Genomic DNA, 16,197 nt, shown 5'->3' with positions numbered 1-16,197 from the left:
CTCCATCGGTTGCAGGGCTCCGGCCACACAGCGCAACCGGATGGAGGCAGTCTCAGAAAACGAAGCCCTCGTGCTCAGGGTCGTTTTGCGCTCTCTTCAAAACGACCCTTCTCAAGCGGCGGCAGTTGTGCTAGGCGGCGATAGCCGCCGCGCATCAGCGCATCGCCGCGCCGCACCAGGCGGCGCACCTTGGAGCGCAGGCCGCCGTCGCTGTACCAACCAGCTGCGGCATCCGCGCCGAACAAGCCTTCAGCTACGTCGCGTAAGGACGCACCCGCCAGGGTCGCATCGAGCGCCTGCAGGGTGTGCAGCTCCAGCAGCGCCGCAGGCGGTGGCCTGGGCCGCGCCATTGGCGCAGGCGTGTCGGGCACATGCGTGGTGCCGTGACCGCGGTGGGCGTAAGCCACGGCCATGCCGTCCTCCAGGCCAGGCGCCAGCGCATAGCGCAGGCAATGGCCTGAACTGCGCGCGATCAGCGCCAGGCCCTTGCCGTCATGCAGCAGCTGCTTGTGACCGGGGATGCACCAGAAGGCGAAGGCCGCAGCGTCAGGCGGCGGATCGGCATCCGGGTGGAGCTGCACCACGGCTTCATGGCCAGGCAGCCAGGCCGGATGCGCGTCACGCGCATCCAGGGCCGGGTCTTCCAGCAGACGCAAGCCCCAGCGATGCGCAGCATCGAGGCGGCGCGCACGGTGGAGCCAGTCAAGCCGGTAATCGGGATGGCGGCGCAGATACTCCCAGGCCAGTGCCAGCGTATCCAGGCACAGCACGTAGAGGTAGGCGGCAGTCGGATACCAGTGCGCGAGGTGGTGCGGTTCGGCCATGACGCAAACTCCCGTAGAGCAGGACGGCCGTCACCGGTTTCACACGCAAACGTCACCGCATCGAACTAGCATCCAATCGTGAATAAGCTGGTAGATTAGTAACTTGCGTGTCAAGACGAAAAGCATCCGATGGATTGCGTGGATCGTCTGAATGCGACGGTGGCGCGCGAGGAAATGCGGCCTCCTGCGATACCCACCGTGCCCGATGGCACGGCCGGCATCATGACTGTTTGCGTCAGGATGGCACCGGTTTGGTGCAACAGTGCGAACTAAGACCTGACAGGTCTGAAGCAAGACCGAAATAGTCTCAATGCGCCCGGCTAGACCGTGGCGCGAACGGCTCAATCGAGGACGGAACCGTTCTCCTTAGCCAGCCGCAGGTACTCCGACAACGGGCGCACCGCCCGGAAATACCGATCCCGCATGACGGGTTGCTGGCGTGGCCCGACGATGGAAGCCAGGTCGGAAAGTTTCACCGTCCCCAACTCGGGCATGCTGATTCCCAGGTCGATCAGGCCGTAGGCCGTGTCGCCATCGACGGGATCGAGCGAAGTCAGCAGCCAGGTGGCGTGCGCATCTGGCGTGAACAACCGCACCACGGGCAACGGGTCATTGGCCAAGCCAGCGGCCCGGACCCGGCCGTGTTCCAGCAGTTGCTTGCGCTCGTCCTCGGTGATGAGCCGGTTCATAGATACCCCCTCATTCGTACAAAACCGCCGAAGAGTGAAAGCGCAGAACCGTATCGGCGGGTTTGAGGAAAGGCACGCAAGCGGCTTTGCGCTTCCGTCCAAAACCGCAGATACGGATTTCCGTAAAAGCACAAAAGCGGTAGGTTTACATGAATGAACACTATAGGTTGTAGTCCTATAGGGCGCAATCGACTGTCATCTTGGATTTTGGGGAGATCCAAGGTTGGCAGCGAAACATACATTGTCGGAGGCACTAAAGACCATCAGGAAAGCGCGTGGATTGAGCCAGGAGGCGTTCTCCGACGTGTCCAGCCGCACCTACATGAGTACGCTGGAGCGCGACCTCAAAAGTCCGACCCTGAACAAGCTCGCCGAGCTGTGCGAGGTCATGGAGATCCACCCGCTCACGCTGCTGACGCTGGCCTATGCCGGCGACGACCTGCAGCAGGTCGATCAACTGCTGGCGCAGGTGCGCCAGCAGTTGGAGACTGTGACGAAGAAGAGTGACACGCCATAGCGTGCGACGTCGCTGGCGTGGCCGATCCGGCGCCGCCGGTTCGGGGACTGCAGGGGCGCCAAGCATCGCGCGGCGGGGATAGGCCGCAGGGCTTTCCCCGGGAAGCAAGCGAAGCGCGCAGCGCCGTAGGCGCGAAGGCGTGAGGGATTGAAGCCGGATGGCCGTGACGGCGAAGTCGGCACGGGGCGCAGCCCGCAAAGCCCGGCGGTGCAAGGCACCGACACGCCCGGCCATTCTTGCAACCGAAGGCTGCAACGCCCAGGAAGCAACTCGACACGGCGCAACCCAGGCGATGGTGTCGCCTCCTTGAAGTGCCGCGAAGGCAGCACTGCGCCCCGCCGCGGTGGACGGGGCGCTGGCGGCCGTCAGGCCGCCTGGGGCTTGCTGCGCGACCAGATCAAGTCGTGCGTGCCGTTCTCGCCTTCGATTAGCCGGGCATAGACCGTTGCCGGAAACGAAGGATCATCCAGGGTCACAGAGATGTACTCCCGCCCAGCTTCGCTGGTCTTCTTCCACGCCGCGCCGATGTCGTGACTGGCCGCCTGCAGGCGGAAGTCCGGGGCCTTCTCGTTGTCGCCCTTGTCGTTGGGCACCAGCTTGACCTTGACGTTGAGCGTCAGGGTGCGAAGCGTGCCGGTGAAGCCGTCTTTGTCTGCGGTGAAGGTGCCGATGTTGGCCATGATGGATCTCCTTTTGGTGGAACAAGGTTCGCGCCCATCGCGTCCTTGTTGTGATCCGGCCGGCGGGGGACGGGCGGGCTGCACCGCTTGCGGGCGCAACGCAGTGGAGCACCGGGAGGAGAAAACAATTTGGCCCGCGAGGAATCTGCGCAGCAGAGGGGAAATTGTTTTCGCTGGACGGTTGCAGCCATGAAGCCCGAGGCGCAGCCGCGCCACCGCCAGGATTCACAACAACACAAGGACGCCTTGGGCCGAACCGCACCGAACGGAGGCAGGGCCGGCTCGGCATCCCCGCACAAAGGCTGCACCGGCTCGCCCACTGACGCGGGCCAGGTCAACCACCCGACGACAAGCGAAAACGCCCCGGCCGCACCGAGCGGCGCCGGTCTTGAGGCGTGGCGTGGAAGCTCCATAGCGAGGCCGGGCGGGCTGTCCGTGAACCGTCCTTCGTGACGTGATGGGTGAGAACCTCCAGCGTTGAGGACGGCACCGATTCGCACAACCTGCCGCAGCAAGCTCCAGCGTGTTCGCCAACCCGTCCATTGCGGCGAGGCACTGGCCGGCCCGATCCGGCACAGCCGGTTCGGTGGTATCGAGGGGCGCCAAGCCTGCGCGGCGGGGATGGGCCTTGCGCCCATCCCCTGGAGGCAAGCGCAGCGCGCAGCGCCGCAGGCGCGAAGGCGTGAGGGATTGAAGCCGGATGGCCGTGACGCCGGAGTCGGCACGGGGCGCAGCCCGAAAGCCCGGCGGCGCAACTCGCCGACACGCTCACCTCACGCTGTCATTCTTAAAGCGCGCGAATGGAAACGTAGGCAACCTTCCCATCCGTGGAAAACCGCACTTCGTCAACCCAAGATCCAGCAACTCCGGGATGGTCAGCGCTTTCGAGCGTGACATTTGGCGGGAGACTCAGAACGCTTCTCGCAATCTCCCTAACGCGCGCCGTGTCACCGACAGAGGTGTTGAAAGACCCCCTGTCGTGACGAGAACCATCGTCATTCCATGAGGCCTGCATACCTTTTGAGCTGGTGTGCTTGCTCCTTGCAATGTGGATGTGACGTTTCAAGGGAATGCTTGGATTTTCCGGGTCAACACGGTACATCCAGTCTTTATGCCCAGAATGTTCCCATCGGCTTTCCAATGTGATTTGCAGGCCGCAGCGCTTCAAAATTTCCGACGTGACTTCAATCAAAATTTCGTCCGGATCTTTCTCTGCGTCAAGGTCCTTCAAAATATCAGCAAGCTTCATCTAGATTCCCTCCTGAAGACACTGTTTTACAAACATGAAGCAAGCAATATGAGGGGGCCAGCCGAAATCTCAATGCCGCACTGAGCCATTGCGAAGGCTGCGGCGTTCTGATTGGGCTATTGGCCTTCAACACCGGGCGCGGCCACCGCCGCGCCCGGATTTTTTGAAGTTCACCGCGCCCAGGGCGGAACGGCCTGGGCGCGGTGTTGACGACGGTTATTCCTTCGTCTCGATGATCCACCACATGGCGCGCACCAAAGCGCGGCCCGTGATGGGGTGAATATCGGTGAGGTCTGCGCGGGCCGTCCAGCCCGAGGGCGGGCGGTAGCCGCGCACGTCGCCATCGCCGTGCCAGCGGCGAGCGCGTACCGTGCCGGGGGAGTAGATCGCCGCCATGCGCGGGCGGCTGGTGGTGGTGCGGGTCATGGGGGGTGCTCCTGACAGCGAAGCGCCCCGGTCGAGGCCGGGGCGCGCGCCTTCAGCGCGGGTCAAGCGGCCAACACTTCAGTGGGTTCATCCGCCTCGGTGGCGACTTCCTCCGCACCGTCCTGCGGGCCTTTCTCGGGCCCGTCTTCCGTCTTGAAGATGGCAGGCATCCAACCCTTGCCGTTCACCAGCCGCTCGGCCTCGCTGGCAATGTCGGCCTTCTTGAGCTTCGCCAGCCGATTGACGCTCTCGGGCGCAAATTCGCCCACGGCTTGCAGAACCACCACCTTCGGAACGTGCTTGAAATACCCTTCGGCGGTCGGCTTCCACCATGCGGCCATATCGAGGCCCACGGCCTGCGCCAGTTCCGCACCGGGTTGCTGCGCCGTGGCGCGCGGTGTCACCACATCAACCGTCGAGGCCACGCACACCGCCAGCAACTTGACCAACTCGCCTTGCTCCATCGCCAGCAGCGCGGCGAACAGTTCGGCACTGTCCTCGGGTAGCTTGCCGCTCCATGCCTCTTGCAATTCGCGCAGTGCCACGGCGGCAGGCGATTCCGGCCAGTCCGGGGCCATGCCTTCCAGCCGGTCCTGCACCGTGAGGCGCACGCCCAGCGGTAGATCGTGGCCGTAGTAGCGGCCTCGCAAGACGGTCTGCACCATGCCATGCATCAGCGCGGCCAGTGCGACTTGCGGATGCTGGGCCACTTCGATTTGCAGCGCAGCGGTGCGATGGGCGCTCAGGCGCTGGGCCAGCCGGTCGGAAATCGCTGCGGCCTTGGGCGCTTCGTCTTCCTCGCCTTCGTCATCGCTGGCAGCATCCGCGCCACTGAACCCTAGGCGCAGCTTTTCGAGCGTGCGCAGCGCCTTGGCCTCGGCCTCGCGCAGCAGCCCGCGATGAATCACGGCCTCGCCGTTGCGGTCAATGGTGACGATGGCCCCGGCTGCGGCCTTCACGTTCGCGGCATATCCCTGCAAGCCATCCTCCAGCGCCTGCAACTGCTCGCCCAGCCGCTCGCCTTCCTCTTGCAGCGCGTCGGCCTTGTCCTCGTCCTCGGCGTCCACCGCGGCATCCACCGCTTCGGCGACCTCCTGCATCTTGGCTTGCAGCTTCTCGATGCGCTGCGCTTCGCGCTTGTTGGGTTCGCGCCGCTCTCTCGGAGCACGCTGGAAGGCGTGCAGGTCAGCGTGGGTCACGCCCGGCGTGGCATCGGCCCAAGCCCAGCCCTCGGCCTTCACTTCGGCGGCGATGCCCGCCAGCTTGTCTTGTGCCAGCCGTTCCAGCAGCGCGGCGTCGGTCAGGTACACGCCCGTATCACCTTCCGCGAACAGGTCGCGGCGGATGCCGCCGCCTGCGGCTTCGTAGCTGTCCAGTCCGACGAAGCGCACCAGAGGATGGTGGTAAGCGTCAATCTCGCGCTCGGTGAGGCGTTCGCGCAGCGCGGACGGCTGACGTTGCCATTGCGGCGCATCGTAAAACGCGCTTTCCTGCGCGGCGTGGTCGTCGGTGATGGAAAGGGCCATCAGTTGGTCAAGGCTCACGGCGTCGGCCCGGTAGTCCGCCATCAGGCGCGGCGAGACGTTCGCCAGCTTCAAACGGCGCTGCACCACCAGCGGCGTGACGGAGAAATCCGCTGCAATGTCCTCAATCGGTCGGCCTTCGGCCACCAGCGCCGCGAAGGCTTCAAACTGGTCGGCCGGGTGCATGGCTTCGCGCTGCACGTTCTCGGTGAGGCTCGCCGTGCGTGCGGTGCCATCGGCCACCTGCAGGCAAGGCACGTCCCAATCCTTGGCGATGCGGTGCTTTTTCGCCAGCAACTTCAATGCGGCCAGCCTGCGCCCACCGGCCACCACCTCGTAATGCAGGCCATCGGCGGCGGGAATCACGATCAGGTTTTGCAGCAGGCCCACGCGCTGAATGGACGCGGCCAGTTCAGGGATGGACATGCGCGGGACAGCCTTGCGCACGTTGCGGCCCGTGGGACGCAGCACCAACCGCGAGAGCGGAACCAGAATCATGTGCTTGCTCGGGTCGGCGGCTTGCAGCACATTGGCGCGGGTGTCGAGGGCTTGGGTTTCGATGTAGGTAACGGCGTTCATGGTGAATCTCCAATCGAGTGAAGCAAGGGAATGGAGGGGAAACCGCCCCTCCGGCGGGGGAACGGCTAAGCTTTGAGGGCGCGCATGCCATCGGCCAGCAGCCACAGGGCGCGGTTCAGTCGAATGTCGGAATCAATGCCCTGCACGGGCCGGGTGCTCTGGCGGCGTCCATTGCTGCTGCGGCCATGCAATCCGCCCTTGGTCAAGTTCTCCTGCGTGCGGTTGAACACACTCCACAGGTCGGGGCGGCGGTCTTCAAACCGGCGCGGCATCAGGATTTGCGATTCCGTGACGGGCGCGGGCTTGTTCGGGTCGTCGTACTTGAGTGCCAGCGCGGCGCGGGCGAACACTTCGGATTCACCATCGTCCAAGGTGATTGCGCGCATGGCATCGCGGGAATCGCGCACGCGGTCAAAGCCGCTCAGTACCTGATACGCGCCTTCGATCACCAGTCCGGCCACGTCGCCTTTGTGGGGCACGCGCACATCGGCCACCGTGTCACCACAAACAAGGCCATTGCTGCAAACGAACCTGAACTGGCCCGCCAGCATCTGATAGCTGCTCGTGCCATCGTGCGAGTTCAGCAGCACAATCTCGTTAGCTTCCGCGCCGTTGATCTGGCTGGCGTGGCGCAGACGCAGCATGTGTTTGGTGTGCTCGCGCTTGCCTTCATCGCGCACGCGGGTCTGCGTCACCATGAAGGGCTGAAACCCCTCCTTGCGCAGTTCGGTCAGAACCGCAGCCGTGGGGATGTAGGCGTACCGCTCGGAACGGCTCTCATGCGGGGCATCCGCGAAGATGGACGGGGCCACGCGGCGGATCTGGTCATCGGACAGCGGGGAGTCGCTGCGCAATGCGGGGGAATGGGAAGCGAAGCGGGATGCGAGTTGCATGGTCTTTCTCCTGAACAAAAAGGCTGTTGAAGAAAACCGCACACCGGATTCCAAGATTCGAAGCCCAGCCTTTCGGCTGTTCGGTGCGGTCGGCGCGAGGAACCCGGTTGGCCCTGTTGCCACCGTCTTTCCTGAGTTCATCGCCCGCGACGAAAGGGAGCGCGCGGACGGGGGCCGTCAAGGAAACAAGCGCAGGGTGGGGCGGCCCGCAGGCGCAGCCGAGGACACGGCCCTGCGCGCCTTGACGGCACACGGCCGCGGGCTACAGTCGCGGACAAGGTGATGAAGTCAGGGAAGAGGACTGGACATGGCAACGGCCATCCCACAAGCCGACCGCACGGCAAGCGAAGCGCGCAGGCTCGAAGCTGGAAGCCGGGCCGGAGGCGTCAGCCGAACGGAGTGAGGGAACGATCGAAGCCCGAAGGGGGCGAGACGCCGCAGGCGGCTCGATGCGCTAGCACGAGAGCGCGACCGGCCATCTCCCAGGTGGCCGGGGACGCCCACATGACTTCAATGAAATCCCCGTGGACAGCTACCCACCCAGCCATCGGCAAAATGGCAATGGCATGGACATACGAGCCCTACAAGACGATGAACTGATGGCCCAGGCCCGAGACTGGCGGCAACGGGCACTGCGCGGCGAGAAGGACGCACGCGGCCTCGCGCACGAACTGGAATGCGAAGTGCGCCGGCGCTTCCCCAGGAACAATGCGCCCCATGCACTGCCGCCGATCCAATTGCTCGGCGCCGTGCCGCAAACACCCCAGCGGCGCTGGAAGCCCTGGTAAGCACCGGCTCAAAGGCAGCCCGCCCGCATGACTGCGCCACGGCCGATCGGCGCTGATCCCGAAATCCCCCCGAAATAGCGCGAATTTCGAGTGGCCCGGTCACGGGCCAATGCCTACCGTGGAATCTCCACCTTCTGGAGAACCACCATGAGCGATCCCATGCAACCCGGAACGCCTGCGCCTGGAGCAGAAGGGCCTGGCATCTTTCTGCCGACCCTCATCTGGACCACCGACCGCAAGACGGTAGGCAACGAGATGCAGCGCCTGCTGGGACGGCGCGCACAGCTCAACGTCCTGCTGTCCGCCTCCGAAGAAACGGACGACGGCACCACCTGGTACGCAATGGCCCAGGCCACGCTGAACCAGCTGGACTGCGATATCGAACGTCTCTTCGAGTGGCTGGGCGACTACGAACCCGACACACCCACGCCCGAAGTGCCATCGTAATGTCCGGCATGAAGGGAGCGATCCGGCACCAGCCGGTTCGCTGCGCGAGAGGGGCGCCAAGCCTGCGCGGCGGGGATAGCCCGCAGGGCTTTCCCCTGGAGGCAAGCGCAGCGCGTAGCGCCCCGCCAGGGGCGCGAAGGCATCAGGCCGGGTCGTCGGGGCGCAGGCTGGCTTCCGACACCGGCATCCACGGCGATGACGAGTCCAGCAGGTAGCGCGCACCGCGCGCGTACAGGCCCGAAAGTCCGCTGGGACGATAAAACCCGGTGACGCGGCACCGGAACTGTGCGCCAAACCCGTTGGTATAGATCACCGCGTCGCCGAGCGCAAAGCGCAAGGGCTGGCCGTTCTCCGGTGGGAACGGCTTGAACGCATCATGCTCTGCCGTGATTTCGAGGATGTAGTCGTGGTGGCTGCTCATGGCCTTGACCTCCTGAAATGATTGAGAACGCTCAGGAGCGCCTTGCGGCGCCCCAGAACCAGGTCAGACAACGACACGCCCCGCCAGCCGCGCATCGCGCGCATAGGCGCTCAGCCGCTTCTCGGCACGAAAGTGCAGATCCAGCTCTACCGGCAAGCCCAGCCGCCCGCGCACGGTCGCCAGTTCGGAAAGACTGACCCAGCCGATTTCCGGCATCCCTAGGCCCAGGTCGCAAAGACCGAAGGCGTGATCGTGGTCATCGGGATCAATCTCGGTCAGCAGCCAGGTCGCGCCGGCATCCGGCGTGAACAGCTTGACCACTGGGGCCGGATCGAAGTCCGGGTTCTCCAAGGATTCGCGGCCGTTGGCCAGCAGCACGATGCGCTGCTCGTCCGTGATGAATGCGTGGTTCATGGTGAACTCCTGTAAGGTTACCGGGCGGAATTGCCCAGCCCTTGCAGGGCACGGCGCAGCGCAAGCAGTCAAAGATCGAAGACGGCCGCCAGGCCGCAAGCGCCGAAGGTGCGCAGTCATTGACGGCGAGCACGCCGTGGCACGATGAAGGGAACAGCAAGCCGCCACACCTCACCACGCAGCCACCCCGGTATTGACAAGCGTAGCGCGCAGGTCCGAAGCGTCAGTCCAGATCAGAGCGTCCGGGCTTGAAGCCGGATGACTGCGATTCGGCACGAAGCTCGGGGCGCAGCCCATGAGCCCGACGAAGGAACGTCGGGATGCAGGCCAAGTTGTCAGCAGGCAGTTGAAAAGTGGTGCTGGCCTTCAGGCGCTGTCAATTTTCTTGATCTTCCGGATACGCCGCCTGGGGAATCGGCACCCAGCCATCGCGGGTGATGCCTGCCCCGATGCGTATGTTCTGGCTTTCAGTTGCCGCCCAGTGCCCACCCCGGTGCAATACGGCGCGAATCACCGACTTCCGCGGATGATCCTCATCCGCCTTGGCAGAACTGCATATGGCATTCCAATGGTGCTTGTCCGGCATACTGTTCAACCGTGGGCCGAGCAGTTGATCCAAGACTTCGGTCGAAACGTTGTGTCACCCGCCGTGATGGGGCACTTGGAAATACCGAATACCTGGCAGCGCGAGTCCCACGAAAGGTGCGTAGTCGATCACCTCCTGCAGTGCTTCACGCCCGGCATCGCCAGTAAGCATGACGCGATGACCGTTCAAGACAGCCGACTGCACCACACTCATTTCATTCTCACGACTGGTCGGCTCAGGCGGGAAATATTCCTCGCCCCACAGGGACTTGATGTAGGCGGTCGCGGCCTTCACTGCCCGGAATATGCTGCTCAGCGCGCTATCAAAAGCACTTTCTTCGACAGCTTCCGGTGTCTTCGCGGAGTCCACGATCAGGTCCAAGTAGCGCCCCAGGGTAGGTGCCATGACCGCGAACGGACCGATGCTCTGCCCCTGAAGGGGGGCATGGATTGGAATTCCCTTCTCCACCGCAATATCCTCAAGAATTGCCGTGGCATCGTAGATTGAGCGCAACTTCCGTCGCAGGGCTTCAACCGATTCATAGGTCTCAAAGCGATCGATCAACTGGTCCGCGTATATCCACGGCCGGTTGATCCAAAGATTCCTGACCGTGCATTGCTCCAGGACTTTTCGTAGTCCGTTGGCGTGATCGCGATCTGGGTGCGTGAGGATCACATGGTCGATGACTGTTGTTCCATAGTACGTCTTCAGATGCTCGACTATCTGATCACCCGTATCCAGATACCCACCGTCAACAACGTGCACGCCCTCGGTGCCATTCACCGAGTAGCGCAGCGTGATCGCGTCCCCGCTTTTCGCTGTTTCGACGCCAAGAAAGTCGATCTCGAAGTAGTCAGCCATACATCCCTCTTGTTTTATGCCAACAAAGTGCCGGTGGCTTTGCACCTACCAGCGATCCACCGCACACGTGAGTCCTGTCGGAGTCCATACCAACGACACGGCCGGAAGGCCGCCAGCATCCTCGGCGATGCCGCGCAATGTATTTCGGTCGATACCCGAATGTGCGCCGCCTTTCGGGTGGCTGTGCCACGTTCCTATAAAGGCGAGATACCCCAAAGAGGCCGCGTTTGCGGCGCGCAAATTTTGAACAAGCCCGTTGGTTCCGAGGACGAAGCGGGCGGCCTCTCGAACACTGTCAGGCGGTGCCTCAACAAGGCCTGCAATGGTGATGGTTCGATTTTCAAACGAGATGCGGCCGATCAAGGCGCCGCCTGTTTCCAGAGCACCCCAGCGCAGCGCATCAGCATGGATTGCTTGCGCAACTGGGGACAGGACCCGAATGTTCCAGCCACCATCGTCTGCGACTTCAAGCGCAGTGGTCGGGCCAAGGCTGGCGCGGGTCCATGCCATTCCAAGGCCTTCGGCATCTGAGATTCCGGCGCAAAGCGTCGCTTCCTTCGGAAGCCCATCAACGAGCCATCGTTCCAGTTGCAGGCCGGCCAGTGACGTCGACCGCGAAACAACGGCGTCAGACATAGGCATCGTCAGCGAATGACAGTTGTCACCCACGAAAATCCGAGTCGGCTCAGACGTCTCGCCGGCAATCGACGCACGCAGTTCCGGTGCAAACCGGCAGCACTCGAACAAGAACGCCGTGAGGTCGTCAACTCGGCCGGCACGGCCAGCTCCTTCGAGCAATACCGCCACACAGCGCCCCTGACCATACATCGCGATCCGTGCCAATCGGGCTGGGGATTGATCCAACGCTGCCGATTGTGTTTCTGCAGCCAGCACCTGAAGTGACGCCGTCGCATCCACGATGAGGGCCGCATCCTGCGGAACGGTTGCCGCAAACTGTTCCGGATCGACCAAAAGAGTCACTGCGTCGGTGTCGAACGCTCGCGATTGAAGATGCGACAGCGATTCAAAGGCTGTCTTCATCAGCGCCGACTTCCGAGGCGGAACCAGAACTGATGCCCGCTCAATGAGTGCATGCCGCGCGGCGTTGTGAGGCGACATGGGTTCGTTGTCGACGAAAGTCATCGAACCAAAGCCCGCTCGCCCCAGTTGCATCGCGACTTTCGATCCCACGCTTCCGCAGCCGAGCACGACCAGCGGCTGTGATGTGGCTGCGTATGGAATGCCGGACGTCCTTGCCAGCAGTTCAGGAGACAACGCATGCGCGTGAAAGGCCGGGTGAACCGTGGCGTTACGCTCCAGGAGCGATTGAGCGTTGAGTTCATAGCGCACCACATAGGGCAATACCTCGACACTCCTCCCTGGCGAGCCCACAAGCGACGCTGGCCTTTGCACAGCCAGAATCACAATCGCGTACAAACCATGCACCCAGCCATGCGAGTCCTGTCGCATATCCAGGATTGAGCGTCCGAAATAACCGTCCACTTCCTGGGCCAAAGCGTCGCGATCAATACCAAGCTCCGCTGCTCGATCGAGCAGCGTCGCGAGATCGACAACTGTCTCTGGTTGATAGCGTCCGATCACATGCGGGAGGCCGTCGGTCATCGGAGCGCGCGCGATGAAGGCCGCGGCATGGCCGTTCCCCCATTTGCCCAGCTTGTCGTTGTGAACATCCTGATAAAACACAGGATCGACTTGTGCGGTCAGTTCGGCGTTGATGATGGCGTACAGACCGCCATCGATCGTCACGTAGCCTGCGGGAACCACCAGAATCGTGCCGTCAGCGGGAGCGGCGGCCGCGACCTTCTCGGCACTGAATACAACGGTCGAAGGACAGCTGTCTCGGCGCGTTGGTTCCCACCCCTGCTCCAGGTCCAGGAGTGTTCCGGCCGCGGCCTTGTGCAGCCAGTCGATCAACTGATCGACAACGGCGTCCAGGCCAAACCGATGCAGCAGCTCGTTCAACGACCCTTCGAATAGGCACGGCGAGACTAACTCGCCTTGGCGATGGGGGTTGATGTGCGGCAAGTTGAGCGGGAAGTCCGCACGTAAGAAGGGCTCGGGTGCAGACAGGGGCCAGTCACTACCGAATACCAGCACGCACGTCTCGACGGTGCGCACTCCGGTCTCAGAGATACCATTGCGCCGAGACCTGTTCGGCAGTTGGACCGCAACATCGACTTCAATCTCCGTCGATGCACCAGTTGTCCTTGGCTCGCCAACGCGGATAAGGCCTCGATGCCGCTGAAGTTGATGCAGTGCGTCTGCGATGGTGCCCGTCATGATGCTCCGTGCGGCATGGGGGTGCGCGCAGAGGTCACCACGGCAGCGGCCTTCGATCCGGACTCCTTCTTCGAGGGAGGTTGCACACCCTGAGCGGTTACGGTGAAAACGAGCGGTTCCACGGACTTTTCGCTGGGGTACTCGCCTGTGCAGTAGAACTCGCCTTTTGCTTCGTCCACGATCGTCACGTACTCACGCTTCGCACGGATGCAGGGCGGATCGCTGTCATCATCTGCAATCGGCTTGCAGCTGGCGACGATGACGGCGCCGTCACGGGTCTGCGAAAGCGCCTTGCGAGCATCAGCATCGAGCTTGGCTTTTTCACGGTAGTCGGACCAGCTGTCATAGGACAGCGAATGCCAGGAACAATGATGAGGCGCCTGCATGATGTCGTACTCAAGCACATCTGCTTCAGCCTTGTGGCGTTGCCACTGGCGGTTCCAGATGAACACCTCAGCATCGCCACCAGTAAGGAATTTCGCACCATCCGGCGTCTGCGCGTCAGCCGCCAACGTGATGTTCAGAATAACGCTGGACTGGTTCTTGACCAGGCACTCTTCCTCTTCCTCGTCATCCTGGGCGTCCAGTGGAGCCAAAAGAAACGCAGAAAAGAATGCGGAACTCTTGCCATTGATCGTTGAAAAGCGCGTGTCCACCTTCCGCACAATCGAAGTGAGATCATCGGTTTTTCCGTCGATGTCCTCGCCCATGATCTGAATGCGGTCACCGTTCCCGACGGCGAAATTCTTGTCACGGTTCAGTTGCACGCGCCGACGCGCCTCCGTGTTGAATGCCTTGGCGTCGTCGCTCAAGGTGTGCGTCTTGCTGGCGCGTCGAAACACGATCGGGGACGACCACATCTCGCGGATCACGATTTTCTTGTCCTTGTCGTCCTTCTTGTCGTCCGGGTACTTGTCGAGTGGCCCTAGGTAGAAGTGTCGCTTCAACCCTCGGCAATGGTCTTGATCCGGGTGGCTCAGCAGGAACGCATCGACATACGGCCTGCCGTTCTCATCCTTCTTCAGTCGTTCGCGCAAATCCTTGGCGACATCGCGCGCCTCCCCGTCAGGGTCGTCGGCGTCTTGCCTGATGTTTACGTCGATCAGCAGAGTCGTCGCGTCGAGATCGCCGAACTTGATGAGGGTCATGTCCCCGTTGTCGACGGGAAAAAACGTGATGGTTGTAGGCACTGGGGTCTCCGGGTAGACGACCGAAGGATGATCGCGTATAGTTAATGTACGACGATTTTTTATATCCGTCTACTTTTTAGGCGTGACTAATGCAAAAACCTTCCGTTCCTGCCGCCGAACCTGCTGAGCCTAAGGGGCTAAGTTGGGGGCTGGAGAGCAGACTTCAATTCATCGATTTCCGTCTGCGCTGGGAGCGGCGCATCAACCGGATGGATCTCACCGAGCACTTTGGTATTTCGGTCCCGCAGGCATCGCTGGACATTTCCAAGTACATGGAGTTGGCGCCGAGCAACCTGACTTACGACCGCAGCTCCAAGACCTACACGGCAGCGCAGAGTTTTCACCCGCTTTACCAACGAAGCTCGGCGCAACGCTATCTAGCAGAACTGCTAGCGACAAAGATGGGAATTGTCGAGCCGACGGCCAGCTTCATCGGCTCCGCGCCGGAGACAGATTGGGCCCCGTCCCCTTGGCGCACGATCAATGAGCAGACCGTCGAAGCAGTGGTGCGCGCAATCCGCCAGCAGGAATCCATTCTGGTGAGCTACCAGTCCATGACGTCGTTGGATGAATCGGTTCGCTTGCTGTCTCCCCACGCCCTTGGCAATGACGGTTTTCGCTGGCACATGCGCGCGTTTTGCCACAAGCGCCAGCGCTTCAGCGATTTCGTCCTTGCTCGAATCCTGCGCATCGATGGCTTCGAGGCGACCCAAGTGGACGCCAACCAAGATTCGCATTGGCAAACTGTATTGACGCTGGTACTTGCACCGCATCCCGATTTGCCTGCAGCCAAGAAACGAGTCTTAGAGTTGGACTACGGCATGGAAGATGGAGAGGTCAAACTTCCATGCCGCCAAGCGTTTCTGTACTACACGCTGAGACGTTTGGGTTTGCATACCAAGGAAGCACCAGACCCCCTCGCACAGCAGATCACGCTAAAAAACCGCGATGAAATCCAACCCTATATCGACGCCTTGGCGGCACAGGCCTGACTTCACATGACAACAATTTTTGAACTGGTCAAAGACCCCTACGAGCGCAAGGCACGTGTTATCCCTGGCCTTCTTGTGGCCTTACCCGTGCTGGTGCCGCTGTTGTGCGTCTACGGGGCTCGGCACCCTGTGCTTACAGGTGTGATCGGCCTGCTGGGCGGCTGCGGCGCTATCTATGCACTCGCGAGCGTAGCGCGCGGACGTGGTAAAAAACTTGAAGAGATGCTGGTCTCAAAATGGGGTGGCATGCCCACGACCATCGCACTACGCCACCGCGACAAGTTCCTTGATGGTGTCAGCAAGCAGCGTTATCACACGGCGATCACTGCCAAGTTGGGTATCGCCATGCCAACGGCAGAAGAAGAATCAGCAAACCCAGACAAGGCAGACGACATCTACATCGGTGCCACTAAGCGGCTTCGCGAACTCACGCGTTCCAACAAGCAGCTCTTGCTGAAAGAGAACATCGCCTATGGATTTCATCGCAACATGCTGGCGATGAAGCCTGTCGGTATCCTGTCGTGCCTCATGGGCGTCGTCTACGGATTGTTGATTGCAAAGATTTTGCAGGTAGCACCTCTCCAATTTGACTTGGTGCACCTTGCCGATCCAGGGCTTGCCGCAGGCTTGACATTGCTCATTTCGCTGGCGCTACTTGCCGCATGGCTACTGTATTTCGATCAGGACGCAGTAAGGCGGATGGGATTCGTCTATGCGGAACGTTTGTTTGAATGTTTGCCGTCGTTGCCTTCTTCCTCCTCACGGAAGAAAGCCGTAAAACCGACTACAGACTGAGGTTCTGCCCAATCTCCAAACA

General features: G+C 61.9%; 18 protein-coding genes. 5 read left to right on the top strand and 13 right to left on the bottom strand.

Annotation, left to right across the window (positions count from 1 at the left end):
• Nucleotides 1-74: 74 nt before the first annotated feature.
• Both AC07ZH_RS15475 and AC07ZH_RS15470 read right to left on the bottom strand, forming a co-directional pair.
• Nucleotides 75-824, bottom strand: a complete 750-nt coding sequence (locus tag AC07ZH_RS15475) for a DUF2285 domain-containing protein (RefSeq protein ID WP_012436207.1) — start codon at nucleotides 822-824, stop codon at nucleotides 75-77.
• Between the two features lie 341 nt (nucleotides 825-1,165).
• Nucleotides 1,166-1,513, bottom strand: a complete 348-nt coding sequence (locus AC07ZH_RS15470) for a DUF2958 domain-containing protein (RefSeq protein ID WP_012436206.1) — start codon at nucleotides 1,511-1,513, stop codon at nucleotides 1,166-1,168.
• Nucleotides 1,514-1,736: 223 nt separating this feature from the next.
• Here AC07ZH_RS15470 and AC07ZH_RS15465 point away from each other — a divergent pair, with 223 nt between their 5' ends.
• Complete coding sequence (locus AC07ZH_RS15465) at nucleotides 1,737-2,030, top strand: helix-turn-helix domain-containing protein (RefSeq protein WP_012436205.1); 294 nt, start codon at nucleotides 1,737-1,739, stop codon at nucleotides 2,028-2,030.
• Nucleotides 2,031-2,395: 365 nt separating this feature from the next.
• Here the strand turns inward: AC07ZH_RS15465 and AC07ZH_RS15460 are convergent, their stop codons facing one another.
• The 5 genes from AC07ZH_RS15460 to AC07ZH_RS15440 all read right to left on the bottom strand — a co-directional run bounded on the left by AC07ZH_RS15460 (nucleotide 2,396) and on the right by AC07ZH_RS15440 (nucleotide 7,380).
• Entirely contained in the window at nucleotides 2,396-2,710 is a 315-nt protein-coding gene (locus tag AC07ZH_RS15460; RefSeq protein WP_003056203.1) for a DUF736 domain-containing protein, read from the bottom strand.
• Between the two features lie 787 nt (nucleotides 2,711-3,497).
• Nucleotides 3,498-3,959: a DUF6367 family protein gene (locus tag AC07ZH_RS15455; protein WP_012436204.1), complete on the bottom strand. Its 462-nt coding sequence runs from the start codon at nucleotides 3,957-3,959 to the stop codon at nucleotides 3,498-3,500.
• Between the two features lie 216 nt (nucleotides 3,960-4,175).
• Nucleotides 4,176-4,385: a hypothetical protein gene (locus AC07ZH_RS15450; RefSeq protein WP_012436203.1), complete on the bottom strand. Its 210-nt coding sequence runs from the start codon at nucleotides 4,383-4,385 to the stop codon at nucleotides 4,176-4,178.
• A gap of 62 nt (nucleotides 4,386-4,447) precedes the next feature.
• Nucleotides 4,448-6,487, bottom strand: coding sequence for a ParB/RepB/Spo0J family partition protein (locus AC07ZH_RS15445; RefSeq protein WP_012436202.1), 2,040 nt, complete (start codon nucleotides 6,485-6,487; stop codon nucleotides 4,448-4,450).
• 65 nt (nucleotides 6,488-6,552) lie between these two features.
• Nucleotides 6,553-7,380 (bottom strand): DUF932 domain-containing protein, encoded by an 828-nt coding sequence (locus AC07ZH_RS15440; RefSeq protein WP_261542068.1) that lies wholly within the window; start codon nucleotides 7,378-7,380, stop codon nucleotides 6,553-6,555.
• A 566-nt stretch (nucleotides 7,381-7,946) separates the two neighbouring features.
• On the opposite strand from AC07ZH_RS15440, the gene AC07ZH_RS15435 reads away from it, so the two are divergent.
• Nucleotides 7,947-8,168, top strand: a complete 222-nt coding sequence (locus AC07ZH_RS15435; RefSeq protein WP_049799789.1) for a hypothetical protein — start codon at nucleotides 7,947-7,949, stop codon at nucleotides 8,166-8,168.
• A gap of 147 nt (nucleotides 8,169-8,315) precedes the next feature.
• A complete protein-coding gene (locus AC07ZH_RS15430; protein WP_003056213.1) occupies nucleotides 8,316-8,615 on the top strand; it encodes a hypothetical protein in 300 nt (99 codons plus the stop codon).
• Nucleotides 8,616-8,757: 142 nt separating this feature from the next.
• On the opposite strand, the gene AC07ZH_RS15425 is transcribed toward AC07ZH_RS15430, so the two are convergent.
• The 6 genes from AC07ZH_RS15425 to mblB all read right to left on the bottom strand — a co-directional run bounded on the left by AC07ZH_RS15425 (nucleotide 8,758) and on the right by mblB (nucleotide 14,388).
• Nucleotides 8,758-9,036 (bottom strand): hypothetical protein, encoded by a 279-nt coding sequence (locus AC07ZH_RS15425; protein WP_021027902.1) that lies wholly within the window; start codon nucleotides 9,034-9,036, stop codon nucleotides 8,758-8,760.
• Nucleotides 9,037-9,099: 63 nt separating this feature from the next.
• Nucleotides 9,100-9,450, bottom strand: coding sequence for a DUF2958 domain-containing protein (locus AC07ZH_RS15420; RefSeq protein ID WP_261542069.1), 351 nt, complete (start codon nucleotides 9,448-9,450; stop codon nucleotides 9,100-9,102).
• Nucleotides 9,451-9,826: 376 nt separating this feature from the next.
• Nucleotides 9,827-10,069: a hypothetical protein gene (locus tag AC07ZH_RS15415; RefSeq protein ID WP_231138465.1), complete on the bottom strand. Its 243-nt coding sequence runs from the start codon at nucleotides 10,067-10,069 to the stop codon at nucleotides 9,827-9,829.
• 21 nt (nucleotides 10,070-10,090) lie between these two features.
• Nucleotides 10,091-10,897, bottom strand: coding sequence for a ComEC/Rec2 family competence protein (locus AC07ZH_RS15410; protein ID WP_231138464.1), 807 nt, complete (start codon nucleotides 10,895-10,897; stop codon nucleotides 10,091-10,093).
• Nucleotides 10,898-10,942: 45 nt separating this feature from the next.
• Nucleotides 10,943-13,198: an anti-phage 6A-MBL system cap2_3 protein gene (gene cap2-3, locus AC07ZH_RS15405; protein ID WP_011517546.1), complete on the bottom strand. Its 2,256-nt coding sequence runs from the start codon at nucleotides 13,196-13,198 to the stop codon at nucleotides 10,943-10,945.
• A complete protein-coding gene (mblB, locus tag AC07ZH_RS15400; protein WP_003056221.1) occupies nucleotides 13,195-14,388 on the bottom strand; it encodes an anti-phage 6A-MBL system MBL-fold protein in 1,194 nt (397 codons plus the stop codon). The genes cap2-3 and mblB overlap by 4 nt, the downstream gene beginning before the upstream one ends.
• An 89-nt stretch (nucleotides 14,389-14,477) precedes the next feature.
• Between mblB and AC07ZH_RS15395 the strand changes: the two genes are divergently transcribed.
• Both AC07ZH_RS15395 and AC07ZH_RS15390 read left to right on the top strand, forming a co-directional pair.
• Entirely contained in the window at nucleotides 14,478-15,380 is a 903-nt protein-coding gene (locus AC07ZH_RS15395) for a WYL domain-containing transcriptional regulator (RefSeq protein WP_011517547.1), read from the top strand.
• A gap of 6 nt (nucleotides 15,381-15,386) precedes the next feature.
• Nucleotides 15,387-16,175, top strand: coding sequence for a hypothetical protein (locus tag AC07ZH_RS15390; protein WP_003056223.1), 789 nt, complete (start codon nucleotides 15,387-15,389; stop codon nucleotides 16,173-16,175).
• Nucleotides 16,176-16,197: the final 22 nt, after the last annotated feature.

Source organism: Simplicispira sp. GW247-4R2A (genome assembly GCF_059424465.1).
The sequence above is the reverse complement of the archived record's forward strand: the minus strand, read 5'-3'. Positions and strand labels throughout refer to the sequence as shown.